This is a genomic window from Microcystis sp. M_OC_Ca_00000000_C217Col, assembly GCF_007095585.1.
Classification (GTDB): domain Bacteria; phylum Cyanobacteriota; class Cyanobacteriia; order Cyanobacteriales; family Microcystaceae; genus Microcystis; species Microcystis panniformis.
Map to the genome: position 1 here is coordinate 1 of NZ_SFBV01000260.1, position 17673 is coordinate 17673.

The following is a 17673-nucleotide window of genomic DNA, read 5'->3' on the forward strand; positions in this document are numbered from 1 at the left end:
ATTAACCTGTTTGTGCCTTAAGTCCTTCCCTGTATGGATTTCAGCTACTTTTGAGCGTAGGCGCTCTCATCGAATTTTATTTTAAGTTAATTATTTGCATAACAATTCCCGAAGAGCCAGAAATCTTTAGCCGAAAGAGTTCATCGCTGTGAGAAATGTGGCTATTCTTGTGATCGAGATGTAGCTGCTGCACAAGTTATGCTCAATTATGCTAGGGGCTTGGAACGAGCCTCTTTAGATGCAGAGTCGTCTAGCGCTACCTTGTGCGGAAGTATGAGGCATCTAGGGACGAAGAATCGTCAGAAACTCCAATCGAGCGCGTAGCGGATTGGAGTAGTTCATAAAATCTTGAAATATACCTTAAGGTCAGGATGAATAATTTAGGGATATACCTTAAGATGGGAATTACCCGTGAGCAATAGGGTTGAGGATTTTGGGCAACCGTTGAATACCTTAGCCATTGACCACGAGCAACTAAAAACAAACGTTGATAAACAAAAATTTAGCTTGTGCGACCGCATAAATATACCAAAATCGACCAACACCAAGACTATCCTTGTCCCTGTCGTCGGAAAGGGACATTGTGCCCGATTTTATTGACCGATGCCTTTGGCTGTGATCGCTGTCAACAGATATTTGTGCTACAGGAAAACGGTCAAATTATCGAACAATTAGCCCCCCACTATCCCTATAAACGCAGTTGGCGCTGGACGGGATTTCGTTGGGTGAGTACGAATCGGCGCTTTGGACAAGAGGTATTACCCCTGATGGTGGGGATAATTCTGTTATTATCGATCGTCTGGCTACCCTTAATTTTAAAATCACCGCCGGGGGTAAGCGTGATTTTTGGGGCAATTCTAGTTATGCTATTAGTTATTTTGCCCGCATTCATCTTTTGGTTAGCCTATCGACGCTAGACAAGAATCTATGATCGAAAGTTCCCCCAAAACCCCCCCGACGATCTTTAAGCAAGCATACAATGCTTTTCTGGATCTAGGTCAATTCAATGGCAACGAAAGAAATCGCGGGGTAATCGCGATCGCTAATGCCATTAAAACTGGCTTTGATCGCATTTTAGAAGCCAATACCCTCGATTTAGAAGTCAGTCGAGAGATGGCCGTCTCAGAACAAATGATTCGCTGGTTACGGTTAACTCCCGAACGTTTAGAGACGACGGTGGAGGTATTGCAACAACTAGCGGAAGCATCGGATCCGCTGCAACAGGTAATTAACGCGGCCTATCAACTTAATCCGTCCCAAACCTATTGCCAAAGGATGCCTTTAGGAGTGATTGCCTTAGTCTATGAAGGTTTTCCCGAATTAGCGATGGTAGCGGCGGGATTTTCCCTAAAAAGTGGCAATAGTTTGATTATTCGCGGTTCCAATGCCTCTAGTCATTCCGATGGAGTGATTACGGAAATTATCCAAGAAGCTTTGGAAGATGTGGGTTTACCCGTGGATTGTGTGAGTGGTTTACCCTGCGATTCTAGTCCCTCCCTAGAGGAGTTGCTGACGCAGGAAAATTATGTTAATTTGATTATTCCCTACGGTCGCCCTAGTTTAATCGGTCGGGTGAGTCAATTGGCCACGGTTCCCGTTTTGCGTGCGGCCATGGGAAACTGTTATTTGTATTGGTCTCCTAGTGGCGATTTGGAGTTAGCTCGTCAGGTAATTATCGATAGTCATGGCAGCATACCCGATCCGGTTAACGCGATCGAAAAAGTTTTAATTAGTCCCCATCACAATTCTTCAACTTTAAGTCGTTTGTTTAAAAGTTTGCAGGAAAAAGGCTTTAAATTGCGGGGAGATAACCGATTAGCGGCGGATTTTCCCGAACATTTAACCATTGCTACCGATAATGATTGGCAAAGACCCTATTTAGAAAAAACGGTGGCCTTTAGGTTAGTGGATACCCTCACTGATGCGATCGCTTGGATTAATAAGTATAGTAGCGGTCACGCGGATTGTATTGTCACCGAATCCTATCGAGAAAGTCGTCAATTCGCCATGGAGTCCGATAGTGCTTTAGTTTATATCAATTCTTCACCCCGATTCGATCGCAATCCCAAACAGGGAGAATCGGTGTTTTTGGGCATTTCCAACCAAAAAGGCCAGCGCCGGGGGTTAATCAACCTAGAAACCTTTACCACCCTTAAACAGGTGGTGCAGGGGTAGTTTTGGTGAACTGGGTATTGTTAAGTTAGCTAGGGTTTGCGGCAAAAAGTTTTTCGTGGGGGTAGGGTGTGGGGTGTGGGGTGTGGGGTGTGGGGTTTTAGGGATTTTGAGGGGGTCAGTTACCTAATTTTCAGGGAAAAAGTCCCGGAATTTTACCCCCGATCACTCCAATGGTTGGCACTTTTTGAGGGAAAAAAAGTCTAAAAGTCTTACCCAACAAGGTTTTTAGATTTATTCAGCCAACCCTACCTAGTGGTCTGCGGCAAAAAGTTTTTCGTGGGGGTAGGGGTAGGGTTGATTCATGAATCAACCCTACGACATCGGGGGGGCGGGGGCAAGAGGCAAAAGGAGGAATAAATAATCAGTCTTTAATAACTGGATTTAGTATTAGAACAATGGCGAGAAAATGACAGTTTTTAACTGAAATTACTGTCCAAACAAAACCGAACTATTGCCAGATCCTTGGAACAAGATCCAAGTCATCAGCAGATTAGATACAAAAATCGCTAAGAGCATAGTGACTACGGCCGCGGTCGTAGCTTGGCCGACTCCTTTAGCACCGCCATCGGTCGTTAAACCCCAATTACAGCCGATAATCGCAATTAAAGCCCCAAAAACCAACCCTTTAACCGGTCCACTCAGCACATCTCCCACACCCAGAAAACCGCGAACCGAGTCGAGAAAAACTGAATTGGCAATCCCGTATAAACTTTGGCCGACTAGCAAACCGCTACCTAAACCGATCAGCAACGCCATAACACTCAAAGCGGGAACCATCAGACAACAGGCAATTAAACGGGGCAGCACCAGATATTCCACGGGATCGGTTTTGAGCATATAGAGTGCGTCGATCTGCTCTGTCACCTTCATGGTACCGATTTCCGCCGCAAAAGCCGATCCTACCCGACCGGCTACCACGATCGCCATCATAATCGGACAGAGTTCCCGACCGAGAGCAAGGGCCAAAATTCCCCCCACCATACTGCCAGCGCCCAAGGCTTGGAACTCCCGCGCCACTTGAATGGTAAAGATCATCCCGATCACCGCAGCCGTGATCATGGCGATAATCAGGGAAGCAGGCCCAGCTGCCACCATTTGTTCTTGGGTGACGCGCCAATCGGGTTTGCGCGTGAATAGGAAGTAAAAAACCCTGCCGGTTAATAGTACCGCTAACCAACAGCGCCGAAACCAAGAGCTTAATTCCTTGCTAAAAATCGCCAATAAATTCTTCATTGTCCCCAAAATCGATCGGACTAGAGAAAAGTCTATCCTGTTTTGTCTTCTAATACCAAATCCTGTTATAATAAAACGAGTAAAGACAAGGAGATAAAATGCCCAAGAAAGCTGACTTAGCCGAACATCTAAGTTCAGAGGAACTGATACTAAATCTGGTTATTAAAAACTGATTATTTATTCCCCCTACCCCCCCGATGTCGGGGGGCAGGGGGGGTTGCCTCTTGCCTGTTGCATGAGTGCCTCTCCTCTATAAGTAGGCTGGCTGAATAAATGTGAAATGTAGGCAAGGTAAGGGTTTTGTGGCTTTACGAGCGAAACAGGTGCAAGATTTTGAGAGAATCGTCGTTCAAAACCTTGCGTCTTCATCGGCCCGCGTCCTGTAGGGGCGAAGCATTCGGGCAATAACCTATCGGTGAAACCAACCAAAAAACAAGGAACCCGAAAAACTGGATTTACATCCAGTTTTTTTTGGGGTTAAATAAGTAAGTAAAAATCCTTAATCAACCGCACAAAATTAACAATTAAAGCCTAAAAAAGCGACTAAAACTGTCATTTAGATACAATAATCCTAGGAAGGCTTGGCTTTAAAAAAAAATTAATTGAACTCCACTAGAAAGTCGCTGTGAAATTAGACTAATTTCATAAGCAAATGGACAATGAGCTGCTAACTCAACTAATACTTTTCTGACCGAAACACTAACTTTTGCAGCAGTTTTAATAAGAGTTTCTTTTAAACGAGAAACTGTCGCCTTTGCCAATCTTGTCCCCTGTGCTGCTTGCCGAATCCCCAGCATCAAAATATAAGCAGCTTGAGATAAAAACAGACGAAACTGATTGACAATAAATTTTTGACAACTGAGTCTGTCAGCTTTGATTCCTAGTTTTAATTCTTTAATTCTATGCTCCGAACTAGCTCCTCTTTGGACATAAAAATCATCATAGAGTTCTTGGGCATCTGTGAGTAAATTGGTAACGATAAATCTGGGGTTAGCCCCTTTTTCTAACCATTCTGCCTTCATTACTACTCGTCGTGGCTCTTTCCAAGTCCCCGCCGCATAATAAACATCATCAAATAATCGGGCTTTTTCTCCCGTGCGATGATATTGTAATCTTGCTTGATCCAGAAGATAACTAATTTTTTGTTTCAAGACTGCATTACTACTATAACCAAACGCATATTTAACTTCACTGCGTTCGCAAACTTTCAAGATTTCAGGCAAGGAGAAGCCCGCATCTCCTCGTAAAATAATTCTCACTCCTGGCATCGCTTTTCTTAACCGCCAAAATAGCCATCTTAGTATCCCCGCTACCCCTTTACCTGGGTGAGAATTTCCCGCTCGAAGTTGTAGAACTAACGGGTAACCGCTCGCAGCTTCATTAATTAATACGGGAAAGTAAATATAGTGTCCATAATAACCATGAAATAAGCTTAGTTGCTGATGCCCATGAGTCAAAGCATCCCAGCCATCTATATCTAGCAATATTTCTTCTGGTTGTTGTGAATAACTTTTGAGGAATTGGTCAACAAAAAAGCGACGCATTCCTTTGATTTCTCTGTTTGTTACCTGATTCTCCCATCGACTCATCGTTGGCTGACTAGCTAATAATTCTTCTCCTGGAAGCGGAACTTGATCGCAAGCAATCTTAAAAATAGGATCGTCACGCAAATAGTTACTATCGTTGCTATCTTCATAGCCCGATGCTATCCGACAGACTCGTTGACTAATTAACTGATGCAGAGAATGTTTTACTTCACCCGGCTCTCGATTATCCTCCAAACAATCTGCTAATCCTTCACAAATTTTCAGTTGTTCTTCTGCTTGTCTAACCAGAAGTACCCCCGCATCTGAACTCAAATCAAGGCGAGAGAACTTGGCTTCTAAAGGTTTTTTGGTAAAGAAGTTTAGCGAAAGTTGAGAAGAAAACTCAGTCATGATCAACGAAAATTTTAACTCTTACTGTCCCTAACATTATAGAGTTTTTTGTCCCCTTTTTTCTGCTTTTTTAACCATTATTTTCTTTCCTGAAAGCCCAGTGACGGAGAGACAAAACAGACTGTTGTTGAGATCAAGTCGCTGTAACTTATATCTGGTAGTCGTTTCAGGGTTTTTTACCCTACTCTCATGAATAATGCAGGCTAAATTCCCCTTAAAAAGGGGAACTTAAAGCTAAAAAAAGGGGCTTTGCGCCCCTAAAAATCTTTAGTCAACCGATTAAAAATCTACACCAGACTATAGACAATTACTAAACCCAAAACTGCGGCAAAGACAATTAAAGCGTAGAATTGGGCGCGACCATTTTCGAGGTATTTGAGACCTTCACCACTGACAAGAGTAGCTAAACCGGTTAAATTCACTGCCCCATCAATAACGCGATAATCCACTTCCATAATTTGGCGCGCGAGACGACGACAACCCTGGACAAAAACTCGATCATACAGATTATCAATGTACCATTTGTTCAGGGAAAAACGATACAAAACGGGGAATTTTTCCGCAATAGTTGCGGGGTCAATTTTCTTCTGGAGATACATCAAAGAAGCGACAGTAATCCCGATTAAAGCAATCCCCACCGAATTACCCGCCATAATCAGAAACTCTGTCCAATCAAAAGCATGAACTTCTTCCACTACTTCGTTAGGAACATGAATAAAACCCTCGAAGAAATTCTGCCAAGGTTTACCCACCAAACCGATTAACAAAGAAGGAACCGCCAAAATCATGAGAGGTAAAGTCATAGTAATTGGCGATTCGTGGGGTTCATGGGCATGATGGCCGTGGTTGTCTTCTTCTTGTGCTTCCGAGTCCAATTGCTTAACATTCATTGCCCCCGGTCCAAAAGCCGGAATCGCGCCCGCGTTGGCTAACAGTCGCCGTTTAATCTCCTTATTAGTCCCTCTAAACTCCCCTTCAAAGGTATTAAAGTACATCCGGAACATATAAAAAGCTGTTAAACCCGCAGTCCCCCAACCGATTAACCATAAAGCTGGGTTCGCCTCAAAAGCTAAACCGAGAATTTCATCCTTCGACCAGAAACCAGCGAAAGGAGGAATCCCACAGATGGCCAGAGTTCCCACCAAGAAAGTTAGGGCAGTAATGGGCATATACTTGCGTAAACCGCCCATCATCCGCATATCTTGCGCTAAAACCGGCTCATGACCGACCACATCCTCCATACCGTGGATGACCGAACCAGAACCGAGGAACAACATCGCTTTAAAATAAGCGTGGGTCATCAGGTGGAATAATCCCGCACTATAAGCACCGATACCCATAGCCATAACCATATAACCCAATTGGGAGATGGTGGAATAGGCTAAACCCTTTTTGATATCATTCTGGGTGAGGGCGATACTTGCCCCTAGGAAGGCAGTAAAGGCCCCCGTCCAAGCAATTACCGTCATCGCCGTGGGAATTGGCTCAAAAACGGGATACATTCGAGCAATCAGGAAAACTCCAGCGGCCACCATGGTGGCGGCGTGAATCAGGGCCGAAATCGGGGTCGGACCTTCCATCGCATCCGGTAGCCAGACATGAAGGGGAAATTGGGCCGACTTGGCCACGGGACCGAGGAAGACTAAAACGGCGAATAATGCCGCTAAACTGCCGGCAATGGCTCCAGAAGAGACTAATTCCTCTAGACGTTCACCCATGACATCAAACTCGAAGCTGCCGGTGGCCCAGAAAAGACCCAGCATTCCCAGTAATAAGCCAAAATCGCCGACGCGGTTGGTAACAAAGGCTTTTTGACAGGCCTCGGCGGCCGCCGGACGAGTGAACCAGAAACCTACTAGCAGATAGGAACACATCCCCACTAATTCCCAGAAAATGTAGATCTGGACGAGGTTGGGACTGATGACCAAACCGAGCATAGAACTGCTAAAAATGCTCAGATAGGCGTAAAAACGCACATAACCGGGGTCATGGGCCATGTAACCATCGGTATAAATCATCACCAAAAAGGCCACGGTGGTGACGATAACCGACATTAAAGCGCTGAGATGATCGATCGTATAACCCATTTTCAGGTGAAAGTTACCCGCCGATGCCCAATCGATCATTTGGTTGTAGGGAGCGTGTCCATTGATTTGACTCCACAGCAGTGCAAAAGACAGCACCATCGACGCACCGAGGGTAGAAATGATTAATACAGCATTTGCCTGTCGCAGACGATTGGTGACTTCATTAAAGGAAATTAAGCCCGCACCGACTAGGGTAGCGCCTACCAAAGGCAGGACGGGAACTAGCCACGCGTACTGATAAAGCGGTTCCATTCAGTAATACCTAGTTTACAATTTCACACTATTTGGTTTATCCTCATCTATTGTGACATAGGTTAATTCTTAAGAAAGTGTTTATACCTAGTTTTGCTCAACAGGGCGGCGAAAGGTCAAAGGAGCTTATCGATTTGGCAGTTTAGCGAGCGGGACGAAAGCACGACACTTCGACAGAGCTTCGGTGTCCACTAAAATCTTGACAATCTGGTTCTTCGTTACTTGGTATGGTTCGATAGGGTGGCATAAATCGACTAAATCCTTATCTGGCAAGAGATTTAATTGATTAGTTCGCTCTAGATCGAAAACAATTGACAAAAATCGCAGCAATGTCTGTCTCTATAAGGGTTTCATTCCTTATAACCCCGTCCATTGCATAAGACAAACCGAAGAACCGTTTTTTGTCCAAATTAGCAGCCGCAAACACGCACCCTACAATCTACAGACAAAAGATTATTTTCGATTACAATGTCGGCATGGAATAACCAGTAAAATAATCCGTAGGTTCGGTTAAACGAAGTGCAACCCAACACACAACATGAAGAATAACAGGGGGATGATGTTGGGTTTCCGTTGTCAATCCAACCTTGCAAGATAGGGGTACTGCTAGGCAGTGCCTTCGGCATCGCACTCAACCATTTATTTTTAGTAATTCACATCTTCATCAACTAAGCGTTGAAATTTATCAACAAGCTTGTTTTGAAGTTCCATAAAATCGTTGATGTCTTTTTCTAACTTGTCTTGGCGAATTTGACGAAATAGAGGGTTTGATTCATCCTCCATATTTTGATACCTTTCTTTGAGCAGTTTCATAAATCGCTCAAAAATGGCATCTAATTCATAAACTAACTCCTCTTTTTTGTGAAGTAAGAACTTAGCTGTATCGGCGCGACGGGCAGCTTTATCTCTTGTTAAATACTGATTACAAGTTTCTGTTAAAGCTTGCAATTGTGTTTCACGCAAAGTTTCTAAAGCTCGTTTCCGAAATTCGTATTCGGTTTCAACTAATGCCAATTGAGCTTTAACAATCGCTCTTTGAGTTTCACTAGGAAAAAATCGGGCAAGAAAACCCTCTCGTTTTTGTTCACTAAGCTGAATGGCTTCAATCTGAACTTGCTCGGCCCGTCGCATAATGGGCAAGTTAGTATTATGAAAATCATCATTTTTACTTAGGGAATAGCGTCTGTCAACCATAATTTAACTCCAGAAATCTGTTTGTCGTAAAAAAATACCATGAACTTGACTCATTTCTTAAGGGCGGGCTTCTTGAAAGCGAGTAGTACATTGTATTGACTCCCCTTTATTCAAAGTTTTGACCGTTTTGAGTATGGCTATTATCTTCTTTGGTCTGATTGGTCATATAGCCATTCATTGCGTCCAATGTATGTTGATAAGCTTCCTCAACTTTGTTAACTTTTTGGTGATGTCGAACCTCCTCTTCCACAATGGAAGGAATTGTTCGCTTTTCCATTTGGTTTTGCATTTCCTGCTTAATTTTCTGCTTGTAAACAGCGGGATTGAATTCTTGCCCTAATCGAGAAATTTCTCTACTTAATTGATTGGTATAGACTTTACTCAATTCATCTACAGCTTTTTGATAGTTTTCGCTTTGAAAAGCATTACTAATTGCTTGCTGTTGAGCTTTTTCTTGTATTTCGATTTGTTGCAAATAATGAGACTCACTTAAACGAAGAGAGCGCAAAGAAAGATTTAGCTGTATTTTTTCCTCCTCGTCTAAGAGATGATCGTATAATCCACGTTTTAGCAATAGTTTGGCAATGATTGGACTGACATCAATTAAAACAAAAATAAAGGTAATGGAAAGGCTTGACCACCAATAAATACGTTTTTTCTTTCCTAACTTATCTAGTGTCTCAAGCTGAGTCATTATATCATCGGCTTTCGCTTTCTCAGCGACAATCTTCGCCAATTCAAGATCGCGTTTTTGTGTTAATGTCTTGATGCGATTGAGATTCTCTTTAATCTGAGTACCTAAATTTTGTTTGGTGCTTTCATATTCAGTCAGACTTTGCTGATATTTTTGCCATTTTTTGTCATAGACAGGGCCTCGGCCTAATTTTTTTGTACCAGAAGTTCCTTCTGCTTCTCCAATAACAGCCCGATAAGCTTCATCCATGTTTTGTCTTGAGTGATCTAGTTCGTTCTGCAATTTTTCATTGTCTTTTTCTAAGTCAGAAATTTCAGAATACTTCAGGATTAAACGCTCCTGGTTCTCTGACGCACTTTTTGAGTTTTGTTCAACCATTTCAGCCCGAATAGGTTTTTCAAAAATTTTCAGTTCCAAGGGTTTAGCAACAACAAAAGCGATAGAGATAGCGACTAATACCCGAACTGCTAGAAAGCCACTTTGTTCTGGACTCCACTTTTCCTCCTTCCGAGTGGTGGAAACTAAAAAGCGATCAAGATTGCCAATCATTAATCCCCAAAAGAAACCAAAGCCGATAGCCATCCTTGTGGAATTAAAAACAGTCCACAGGGCATAACCTCCACTGAGAGATGCTAGTACAGAGGTCAACAGAATTGTAAAACCGATCATGGCATATTTATTGTGATCGACTTGGCATCGTTCTAAAACCTTAATGTTTGCTCCCGCACAAAACCAAAGGAATTTCAGAGCAAAGCTTGCATTAGATTGAGGTAGAGATGTAGATTTCATATTGACCTCCTGATGGTTGGTGTGCCAATTCCTAAACTGGAACTGGATTTATTGTAAAAAGTTGTCTCGGTGATGTCAGTCCCCATCGAAGTAGAAATTATTTGCGTGAAGATGGAAAAAAGTAGAAATTATTTGCATGAAGATGGAAAAAAGTAGAATTACTGCGGATTCAGGTTCACTTTGATAAATCCTCCACGCTTCAAGGCTTATTTAACTAGAGTCGATGGGAAGTTGCCCCAATGAGCAGGAGGACAAAGCTGTGAGTGTGAGGACACTCAATGAGCGAGCGATCGTTTCAGACTCTTTTTCATGCTCAGTAAACTCAGTAAATTACATCAGTAAGCTCAGTAAAGTGTATTGACTCAGTGATTTCTGTATCTACCGCTACAAAATATGAAATACAAAAGTAGTCGTTCAGGAGGCGAAAATATGGTAGTGTGAGAAGGGTGATCGGGTTCAAAGCCCACGATTCGGTCAGTTTTGCCCAAGCACAACTCTGTGGGAACCATCTGATTGGACAAGTCTGTCAACGATATGGTGTCTCCCGTCTGCTTAGTCATTGGTATCGCAGATTCAGATACAGGCGGGAATTTTGCTCAAGCAAAAACCGATCGCTTCCTTCCTGAGCAGTTACTAAAGAATATCCCTTTATAAAAAAGTTAAGAAATGGAAAAACTGACTAGCTTGAACCAAAATAAGCTTATCCCTACAGCAGACAAGTATGAATTGGCCGATTGGCAAAAGGAAGTTTTTTTTGTAGCAGACAAATATCAATTGACCGATCAGCAAAGAGAGGTTTTTTTTCGCCGCTTTATTGAGAAAAAAACTTATCTACAAATAGCGAAGGAACTTGAAACAAGCGAAAATGCTTGTCAGAAGTGTATGGGAGAAGTTTATAAAAAGTTTAATATTACTGGAGAAACTAGAGGGAAGGAACGCCGTCTTATTCAGGCAATAAAGTCGATTATTGTTCCAAAGCTAAAGATCGGGGAAATTTTGGAAGTAAAAAACTTTAGACTTTCTTGCGAACTAAACCGATTAGCTGAAGCAGAAGTAACATTGTGGAATCCTAAAACGGAAAAACAATTTAAAGGAACATCTGTACAAAAAGGCTCAATTAACGCATTATACGAAGCTTTAACCGATTCATTAAGTCAGGCCCAGACCTTGCAGTTAGATAAGGCTTATAATTTTTTTCTTCACTGGGCGGGTTCACAAGATGAAGAAATAAACAATGATAAAAAAGTTCCTGTTACTGCTGCTGTTATATTTCAATATGGAATTAATTTTTATGTAGGAAAAGACAGAAATGAGGACACGATAACAGCTGCGTTTAATAGTGCTGTTTCTTCTGTCAATAACCTCTTAAACAAGAATCCAATTGATGCAGAAATAATTGCAAAAGAAGTTATTGGGACTGGAAAAATAAAAATTTATGGTCAAGCAAGAATTGAAATAATCATGAAGAGTTTAACAAAGATTTTTGAAGCAAAAGATAGAGAACCTATCTCTATCTCCGCAGTGAGTAGTGGCAGATTAATCTCTTGGTGGAACAGCGAGCTAGGACAAATTTTTAAACAATTCAATAAGGAATTAATTGATAAAAGAAAGGCTAATATCAAAAGGGTCTTTATCTTAAAAGATAAACCTTCCGATGAAATCGTACAAATCATGCAATCTCAAAAGCAGGATGGCATAAATGTGCGCTATATCCTCGAAGAAGATATACCGTCAGAGTGGCCATCCTTAGCTTCGATAAATCTCTTGGTCTGTGAAAACATAACAACTAGAGTGCAAGAAATTCCAGAAGACGGACATATATCCTGGGACCCAGATGATATTCGCACCGATCAAATAAGGTTTAACTTGATATGGGAAAAAGCTAAGGATTTGAAGGAAAATATTTCAAACCCCAACAACCCAACTTATTCAGCGTGATTCAGACATGGCTAGAGGAAATAGAGGTTTAGATGAACTAAAGAGTTGGTCAATAATGGGTAAAATGTTTGTGTATAGGACATTTTTTCCCCATGACTAAACCCTTAGACTCCTTGAAACAGCCCAATCCCTCGGAAAAAACAGCCCCTAGAGATGATTGGTTAGATAGCGAACTATCTCGTTTAGAAGATTATGAACCTTACGATTGGGGAGAAATAGATCCCTTAATGTTAGGCAAACCCGTACAATATGTTTCTAGTATTGGCTTAGTTGTCGAGGGTGGCAAAGATTGGGGTTGCTGATTTGCAATAGGAATCTTCTTGTGTGGGGTTTTTAAAACCTAGAGCTAAACTAACTTTTGGATAGGATGCACAGTTGGCATTCATAGCTTGAGTCAGCAACACCCCTCCCCAGCAACCCAAGTTAATCAGTGCGATTAAAACATGGCTAGAGGAAATAGAGGTTTAAGCGATGGTTAATCTTCTGGATCTTAGTCAGTTATACTAAGTATATCCATAACTTATACTTTTTAATAGCAGAACCGACTGAAGAGCAATATTTACCTATTCAGGTATTAGATACCCTAGCTGATCCATCTGCCAACCTAACTTAGTTGGCTGCTGATAAACCTTTTTTAAAGTGTTAATATCCCGGCTAGAAATCGGGGCAATATCTCTAGTTTGAGCGAAATACATTACATCCGTCTCTAGGGGACTATGACCCCAAATTCCCAAAGCGTGACCTAATTCGTGCCGCGCTGCCGCTAAGGCCGACCGATCGGCTAAATTAGGACTAATCTGGATACTCATCCGATGAGTTAAGCGATTTTCCTTGACAAAAATCTCGTATTGTGTTATGGCAGAACGCACCCGGGGCAGTTCTAACTTACCGGTTTCGGGATTAAAACGGACTCCCGACGGCGGTAACTCCCGTTTAATGAGGATATCGGCCAATTCTGCCCGATTTACCAACTCGATCGGCAAATACTGCCCCCATTCAGCGATCGCCTGTTGTACCAAACTCAGCCAAGAACTGCGATCGCTCTGAAGATAAATCTTCACGGGAAATTGCGACCAAATCAACGCCCCCACGGGACTGATTTCCACGGCATCAAAATAATCCCCGGACTGGTTTTGCTCTTGCCATTGGGCTAAATTAGCGGGTAAAGGATGGGTTTTTAACTCTGGTAGCGATCGACTGTCGGCAATCAGAGAATAGGAAAACAGCAAAAGACTCGCCAAGGCTGCGAGTCCTAGAAAAGAGAACCGACCTCTTAGCATTTAGCGATTTAACCAGCCGGCGCTCAGTACAATAGTTAGGGTGATAAATACCGTCCCCAACGCCCAAGTCACCTGATTTAAGGTTTTTTCCGCCGTTTTTGCGCTGGTAAAAATCTGTGATTGGCCGCCAATACCGCCAATACCATCCCCTTTGGGACTGTGTAATAACACCAAAATCGCCAGAAAGGCCGCCGCCAGCGCCCAAATAATCTGTACTACCAGCACCACTGTCATGATTATTACTCTCTATTTTCCATTACAAAGTATAGCAGTTATCATCAGTTATCAGTGATCAGTTATCAGTTATCAGATGTAAGTTTTAAATTTTTATGGCTCTCTCGGAAATTGGCTGAAAAATGTCCATTATCTTACATTCAAAGATGCCCTACGCCCTTTCTTCGATAAGATTTGCTGATCAGCATAACTACAAGAGAGCGGTTTTTATTGGTCATTTTTCTGCTAATTAGGGCTTGCTGAATAATGGTGAAATATAGACGAGGTAAGGGTTTTAGGGTCTTGTTTCGCGAAACAGGTGCAAGATTTTGAGAGAATCGTGCTTCCAAACCTTGCGTCTTCATCGGCCCGCGTCCTGTAGGGGCGAAGCATTCGGGCAATAACCTATCGGTGAAACCGGAGATTTTCTATCCGAATGCTTCGCCCGTACTTTTTGCCGCAAACCCACTGTTAAAGCGAGATGCGGACGGGAGTGCGACTGGCTTTAATTTCCACTTCGGCTGGTTTAATCAGCGATCGCCCAGTCATTTCTACTGGGACGGGAATAGAGAGAATTTCCAGGATAGTGGGGGCAATATCGGCTAAACGACCATCATCCCGCAGCTGCACATCGCCACCGTGGCCGGGTATTTTTCTCCCTTCCCCTTCAATTAAAATTAAAGGAACGGGATTAGTCGTGTGGGCGGTCCAAGGATTACCCGACTCATCCACCATCGTTTCTGCGTTACCGTGGTCCGCAGTGATTAACACTGTTCCCCCCAATTTATTGACGCTACTTAACAACTTAGCCAAGCATAGATCCACCGTTTCCACTGCTTTCATGGCCGCGTCTAAAATGCCCGTATGACCCACCATATCGGGGTTAGCGTAATTGACTACCACGAGACTATAGATCCCCTGTTCGATCGCCCCACAGACCGCTGCTGTCACCGTGGCTGCCGACATGGCCGGCGCTTGGTCATAGGTGGCGACTTTCGGACTGGGAATTAATTCGCGCACTTCTCCCTCAAAGGGTTTTTCTAATCCCCCATTAAAAAAGTAGGTGACGTGGGGATACTTTTCGGTTTCTGCACAACGAAACTGTTTTAATCCCTGTTGAGCGATCACCTGTCCTAAAATATTATTTAAATTCTGGGGAGCAAAGGCCACATCTACCGGTAATTTTGGATCGTATTGGGTGAAAGTGACAAAACTGAGGGGAGAAATTAAATCTCGATCGAAATCTTCAAAATCGGGCATAGTCAGGGCATAACATAACTGTCTAGCTCGATCGGGACGGAAATTATAGAATATCACCCCATCGCCCGCTTCGATCGCCCCCGGTGCAATTCTGGTGGGGGGAATAAATTCATCGGTAATATTTTGATCATAAAATGCCTGTAATACTTCAGTAATCGATCGCCCGTCGATACCTTGATCACTGGTCATCACGTTATAGGCTTTTTCCACCCGATCCCAACGGCGATCCCGATCCATGGCATAATAACGGCCACTGAGAGTCACCATGCGACCGAGTTTAATTTTATTAATATGTTCTTGAATCCGTTTAATAGCGAGCATTCCGTCGGTGACATTGGTATCGCGACCATCGGTGATGACATGAATGCAGACATCGCTAATCCCTTGCACTTTCCCTAAGTCTAATAATCCCAGTAAGTGATCGAGATGGGAATGGACTCCCCCTTCGGAACATAAACCAATCAGGTGTAATTTGCTTTTTTTAGGGCGAATCTCGGCGCAGAGTTTTAATAAAGCTTGATTTTGTTGAATCGAACCATCTTCGATCGCATCGGAAATCCGTACTAACTCCTGTGGTACGACTCGCCCCGCCCCGATATTTAGGTGGCCAACTTCCGAGTTACCCATCTGTCCTTCCGGTAGTCCCACATCCTTAGCGGAGGTGCGGATTAAGGTGTGGGGATAAACTTCCCAGAGACTATCCATAATCGGGGTTTTCGCCATTGCGATCGCATTATCCGACCTTTGCGGGCGATAACCCCAACCATCAAGGATAACCAGTACGACTGGGGATATAGGTGCGTGGGTCATGATATACAGTCCTAAATTAAGAGTGGATTTCCATGCACTAAGATAATATCATCGAAACTTCCATTGATCACCGGTGTCCAGGCGATCGACCCCCTAATGTCAGCAAATGATGGGTATGTCTCAAAAAAACGAAACAACTGCTTTAATAATCGCTCTTTTAGCCACTGCGAGCATTTTAGGTGGGGGTTACTTCTGGCTGCAAAGTCAATGTGCCGCAGGTCAAGAATTTTTTCTCTGTGGCAGCAGTAAAAGTCCGCAAAAATCCCCAACATCGGGAAGCACCTCCTCTCCCCTACCCCCTCCCCCCTCACCCCAAGGAGTGGTTAGTTTTGCCCCACCGACTTCTATCCCCAGTGGCACGACAATTCGCATTAACGGCTCCACCAGTATGGTACAGATTAATCAAGCCTTAAAAGCCGCTTTAACGGCCAAATTTCAGGGGGTAGAGGTCTTGACAAATGCTCAAGGATCTGATAGGGGATTAGAGGAAGTGGCCCGGGGGGCGATCGATATTGCGGCGGTGTCACGACCTTTAACCGAGTCGGAACGCTCTCAGGGATTGGCTTCTAGTCCGATCGTTCGAGATGCGATCGCTGTTGTAGTGGGGGTAAAAAATCCCTTTGCGGGGGGGTTAACCACTACCCAGGTTAAAGATATTTTTACCGGAAAAATCACCTCTTGGTCGGAGGTGGGCGGTTCTGCAGCTACTATTCAAGTGATTAATCGTCCCCCTATTAGTGGCACTTATCAAAGTTTTCGTGAGGAAGTGCTGCAAGGGGGGGAATTTGGTACAGGAACTAATTTTAAAATGATGGACAGGGATGCTACCACCCCAATTTTGCGAGTTTTGGGACTGAATGGCATTAGTTACGCAACCTATAACCAAATTGCCAACCAAAAAACCGTCAGGGCGATCGCTATTGAGGGAATTTTACCCAGTGAACCTAATTATCCCTGGCAGCGTACCCTTTACTACGTTTACAAAGAACCTGCTAGTGAAGCGGTTAAAGCTTTTATGGGTTTTGTGTCCTCTAGTGATGGTCAAGAAGCGATTTTTCGGGCCAATGAAGACCTACAAAAGTAGTTAGCGAGAATATCCGAAAATCTGGGAAATTTTACGCCTTGCATGACTAGGGTGAGCATTGCCTATTTTACCGTGGAGACGGGGAGGCATTGAAGCTTTGCAAGCTTTGGGACTGAATGGCATTAGTTACCCTACCTATAGCCAAATTGCCAATCAAAAAACCTGGGATTTAATGCTGGCAGCGGCGAAACGAGAAAAAGTTTGAGCAGCTTTGTCAACTGCTGAGAAAACTTGGCTTTGATGAGAGAATACGAGGAAGTCATCATATTTTTATTCAAGAAGGAATTGAAGAAATTTTAAATCTACAACCCAAACAAGGAAAAGCAAAGACTTATCAAGTCAAACAAATTCGTAATCTCATTTTAAAATATAAATTAGGAGGGAAAGATGAAAATTCGCTATGAATTAATTATTTATTGGAGTGAGGAAGATCAAGCTTTTATTGTTGAAGTTCCAGAATTAGCAGGATGTATGGCAGATGGAGAAACCTATCAAGAAGCTGTACAAAATGCTGAACTTGTTATTCAAGAATGGATTGAAACTGCAAAACAACTAGAACGAATCATTCCTGAACCAAAAGGACGACTATTATTTACCTAATGATAAAGTAGAACTCTTGCAAATTAATTATATGTTATAATGATGGGTTAACTAATTTTCCCCAAAAAATTAGTTAACCAGTACATTCGTCCTGAATGAAAACTTGAAGTTTAACTTTTAACTCAAA

At 42.9% G+C, this 17673-nt stretch carries 15 protein-coding genes and 1 pseudogene; 8 read left to right on the forward strand and 8 right to left on the reverse strand.

The features are described 5' to 3' along the window. Positions 1 to 509: 509 nt before the first annotated feature. Complete coding sequence (locus tag EWV66_RS16075; RefSeq protein WP_002763516.1) at positions 510 to 917, forward strand: hypothetical protein; 408 nt, start codon at positions 510 to 512, stop codon at positions 915 to 917. A gap of 10 nt (positions 918 to 927) precedes the next feature. Then, positions 928 to 2175, forward strand: a complete 1248-nt coding sequence (locus tag EWV66_RS16080) for a glutamate-5-semialdehyde dehydrogenase (RefSeq protein WP_002763515.1) — start codon at positions 928 to 930, stop codon at positions 2173 to 2175. Positions 2176 to 2601: 426 nt separating this feature from the next. Here EWV66_RS16080 and EWV66_RS16085 read toward each other — a convergent pair whose 3' ends face one another. The 5 genes from EWV66_RS16085 to EWV66_RS16105 all read right to left on the reverse strand — a co-directional run bounded on the left by EWV66_RS16085 (position 2602) and on the right by EWV66_RS16105 (position 10361). Next, the gene (locus EWV66_RS16085; RefSeq protein WP_052278159.1) at positions 2602 to 3408 is read right to left on the reverse strand and encodes an MlaE family lipid ABC transporter permease subunit; all 807 of its coding nucleotides are present in this window, start codon (positions 3406 to 3408) and stop codon (positions 2602 to 2604) included. 587 nt (positions 3409 to 3995) lie between these two features. Continuing rightward, positions 3996 to 5345: an IS1380 family transposase gene (locus tag EWV66_RS16090; protein ID WP_185236742.1), complete on the reverse strand. Its 1350-nt coding sequence runs from the start codon at positions 5343 to 5345 to the stop codon at positions 3996 to 3998. 287 nt (positions 5346 to 5632) lie between these two features. After that, the gene (locus tag EWV66_RS16095; protein WP_287107840.1) at positions 5633 to 7684 is read right to left on the reverse strand and encodes an NAD(P)H-quinone oxidoreductase subunit 5; all 2052 of its coding nucleotides are present in this window, start codon (positions 7682 to 7684) and stop codon (positions 5633 to 5635) included. A 645-nt stretch (positions 7685 to 8329) separates the two neighbouring features. Next, on the reverse strand, positions 8330 to 8878 hold the full coding sequence (locus EWV66_RS16100) for a hypothetical protein (RefSeq protein WP_008201089.1): 549 nt from the start codon (positions 8876 to 8878) through the stop codon (positions 8330 to 8332). A gap of 106 nt (positions 8879 to 8984) precedes the next feature. After that, positions 8985 to 10361, reverse strand: coding sequence for a DUF4407 domain-containing protein (locus EWV66_RS16105; protein WP_287107842.1), 1377 nt, complete (start codon positions 10359 to 10361; stop codon positions 8985 to 8987). 666 nt (positions 10362 to 11027) lie between these two features. On the opposite strand from EWV66_RS16105, the gene EWV66_RS16110 reads away from it, so the two are divergent. Together EWV66_RS16110 and EWV66_RS16115 are read left to right on the forward strand one after the other, a co-directional pair. Continuing rightward, a complete protein-coding gene (locus EWV66_RS16110; RefSeq protein ID WP_287107843.1) occupies positions 11028 to 12299 on the forward strand; it encodes a sigma-70 region 4 domain-containing protein in 1272 nt (423 codons plus the stop codon). Between the two features lie 92 nt (positions 12300 to 12391). After that, positions 12392 to 12601: a hypothetical protein gene (locus EWV66_RS16115; RefSeq protein WP_002761322.1), complete on the forward strand. Its 210-nt coding sequence runs from the start codon at positions 12392 to 12394 to the stop codon at positions 12599 to 12601. 261 nt (positions 12602 to 12862) lie between these two features. On the opposite strand, the gene EWV66_RS16120 is transcribed toward EWV66_RS16115, so the two are convergent. From EWV66_RS16120 to gpmI, 3 genes are all read right to left on the reverse strand, one after another. Next, positions 12863 to 13579: a peptidase gene (locus EWV66_RS16120; protein WP_287107844.1), complete on the reverse strand. Its 717-nt coding sequence runs from the start codon at positions 13577 to 13579 to the stop codon at positions 12863 to 12865. Continuing rightward, on the reverse strand, positions 13580 to 13813 hold the full coding sequence (gene secG, locus EWV66_RS16125; RefSeq protein ID WP_002736485.1) for a preprotein translocase subunit SecG: 234 nt from the start codon (positions 13811 to 13813) through the stop codon (positions 13580 to 13582). A 450-nt stretch (positions 13814 to 14263) separates the two neighbouring features. After that, positions 14264 to 15862 (reverse strand): 2,3-bisphosphoglycerate-independent phosphoglycerate mutase, encoded by a 1599-nt coding sequence (gene gpmI / locus EWV66_RS16130; RefSeq protein WP_287107845.1) that lies wholly within the window; start codon positions 15860 to 15862, stop codon positions 14264 to 14266. Between the two features lie 106 nt (positions 15863 to 15968). On the opposite strand from gpmI, the gene EWV66_RS16135 reads away from it, so the two are divergent. The 4 genes and pseudogenes from EWV66_RS16135 (at position 15969) to EWV66_RS16150 (ending at position 17546) form a co-directional block, all read left to right on the forward strand. After that, positions 15969 to 16946: a phosphate ABC transporter substrate-binding protein gene (locus tag EWV66_RS16135; RefSeq protein WP_128575309.1), complete on the forward strand. Its 978-nt coding sequence runs from the start codon at positions 15969 to 15971 to the stop codon at positions 16944 to 16946. A gap of 58 nt (positions 16947 to 17004) precedes the next feature. After that, complete coding sequence (locus EWV66_RS16140) at positions 17005 to 17151, forward strand: hypothetical protein (RefSeq protein WP_167341571.1); 147 nt, start codon at positions 17005 to 17007, stop codon at positions 17149 to 17151. A gap of 10 nt (positions 17152 to 17161) precedes the next feature. After that, positions 17162 to 17350: pseudogene (locus EWV66_RS16145) on the forward strand (type II toxin-antitoxin system HicA family toxin); the annotation flags it as partial. Further along, a complete protein-coding gene (locus tag EWV66_RS16150; protein WP_002765615.1) occupies positions 17334 to 17546 on the forward strand; it encodes a type II toxin-antitoxin system HicB family antitoxin in 213 nt (70 codons plus the stop codon). The pseudogene EWV66_RS16145 and the gene EWV66_RS16150, both read left to right, overlap by 17 nt. Positions 17547 to 17673 lie beyond the last annotated feature (127 nt).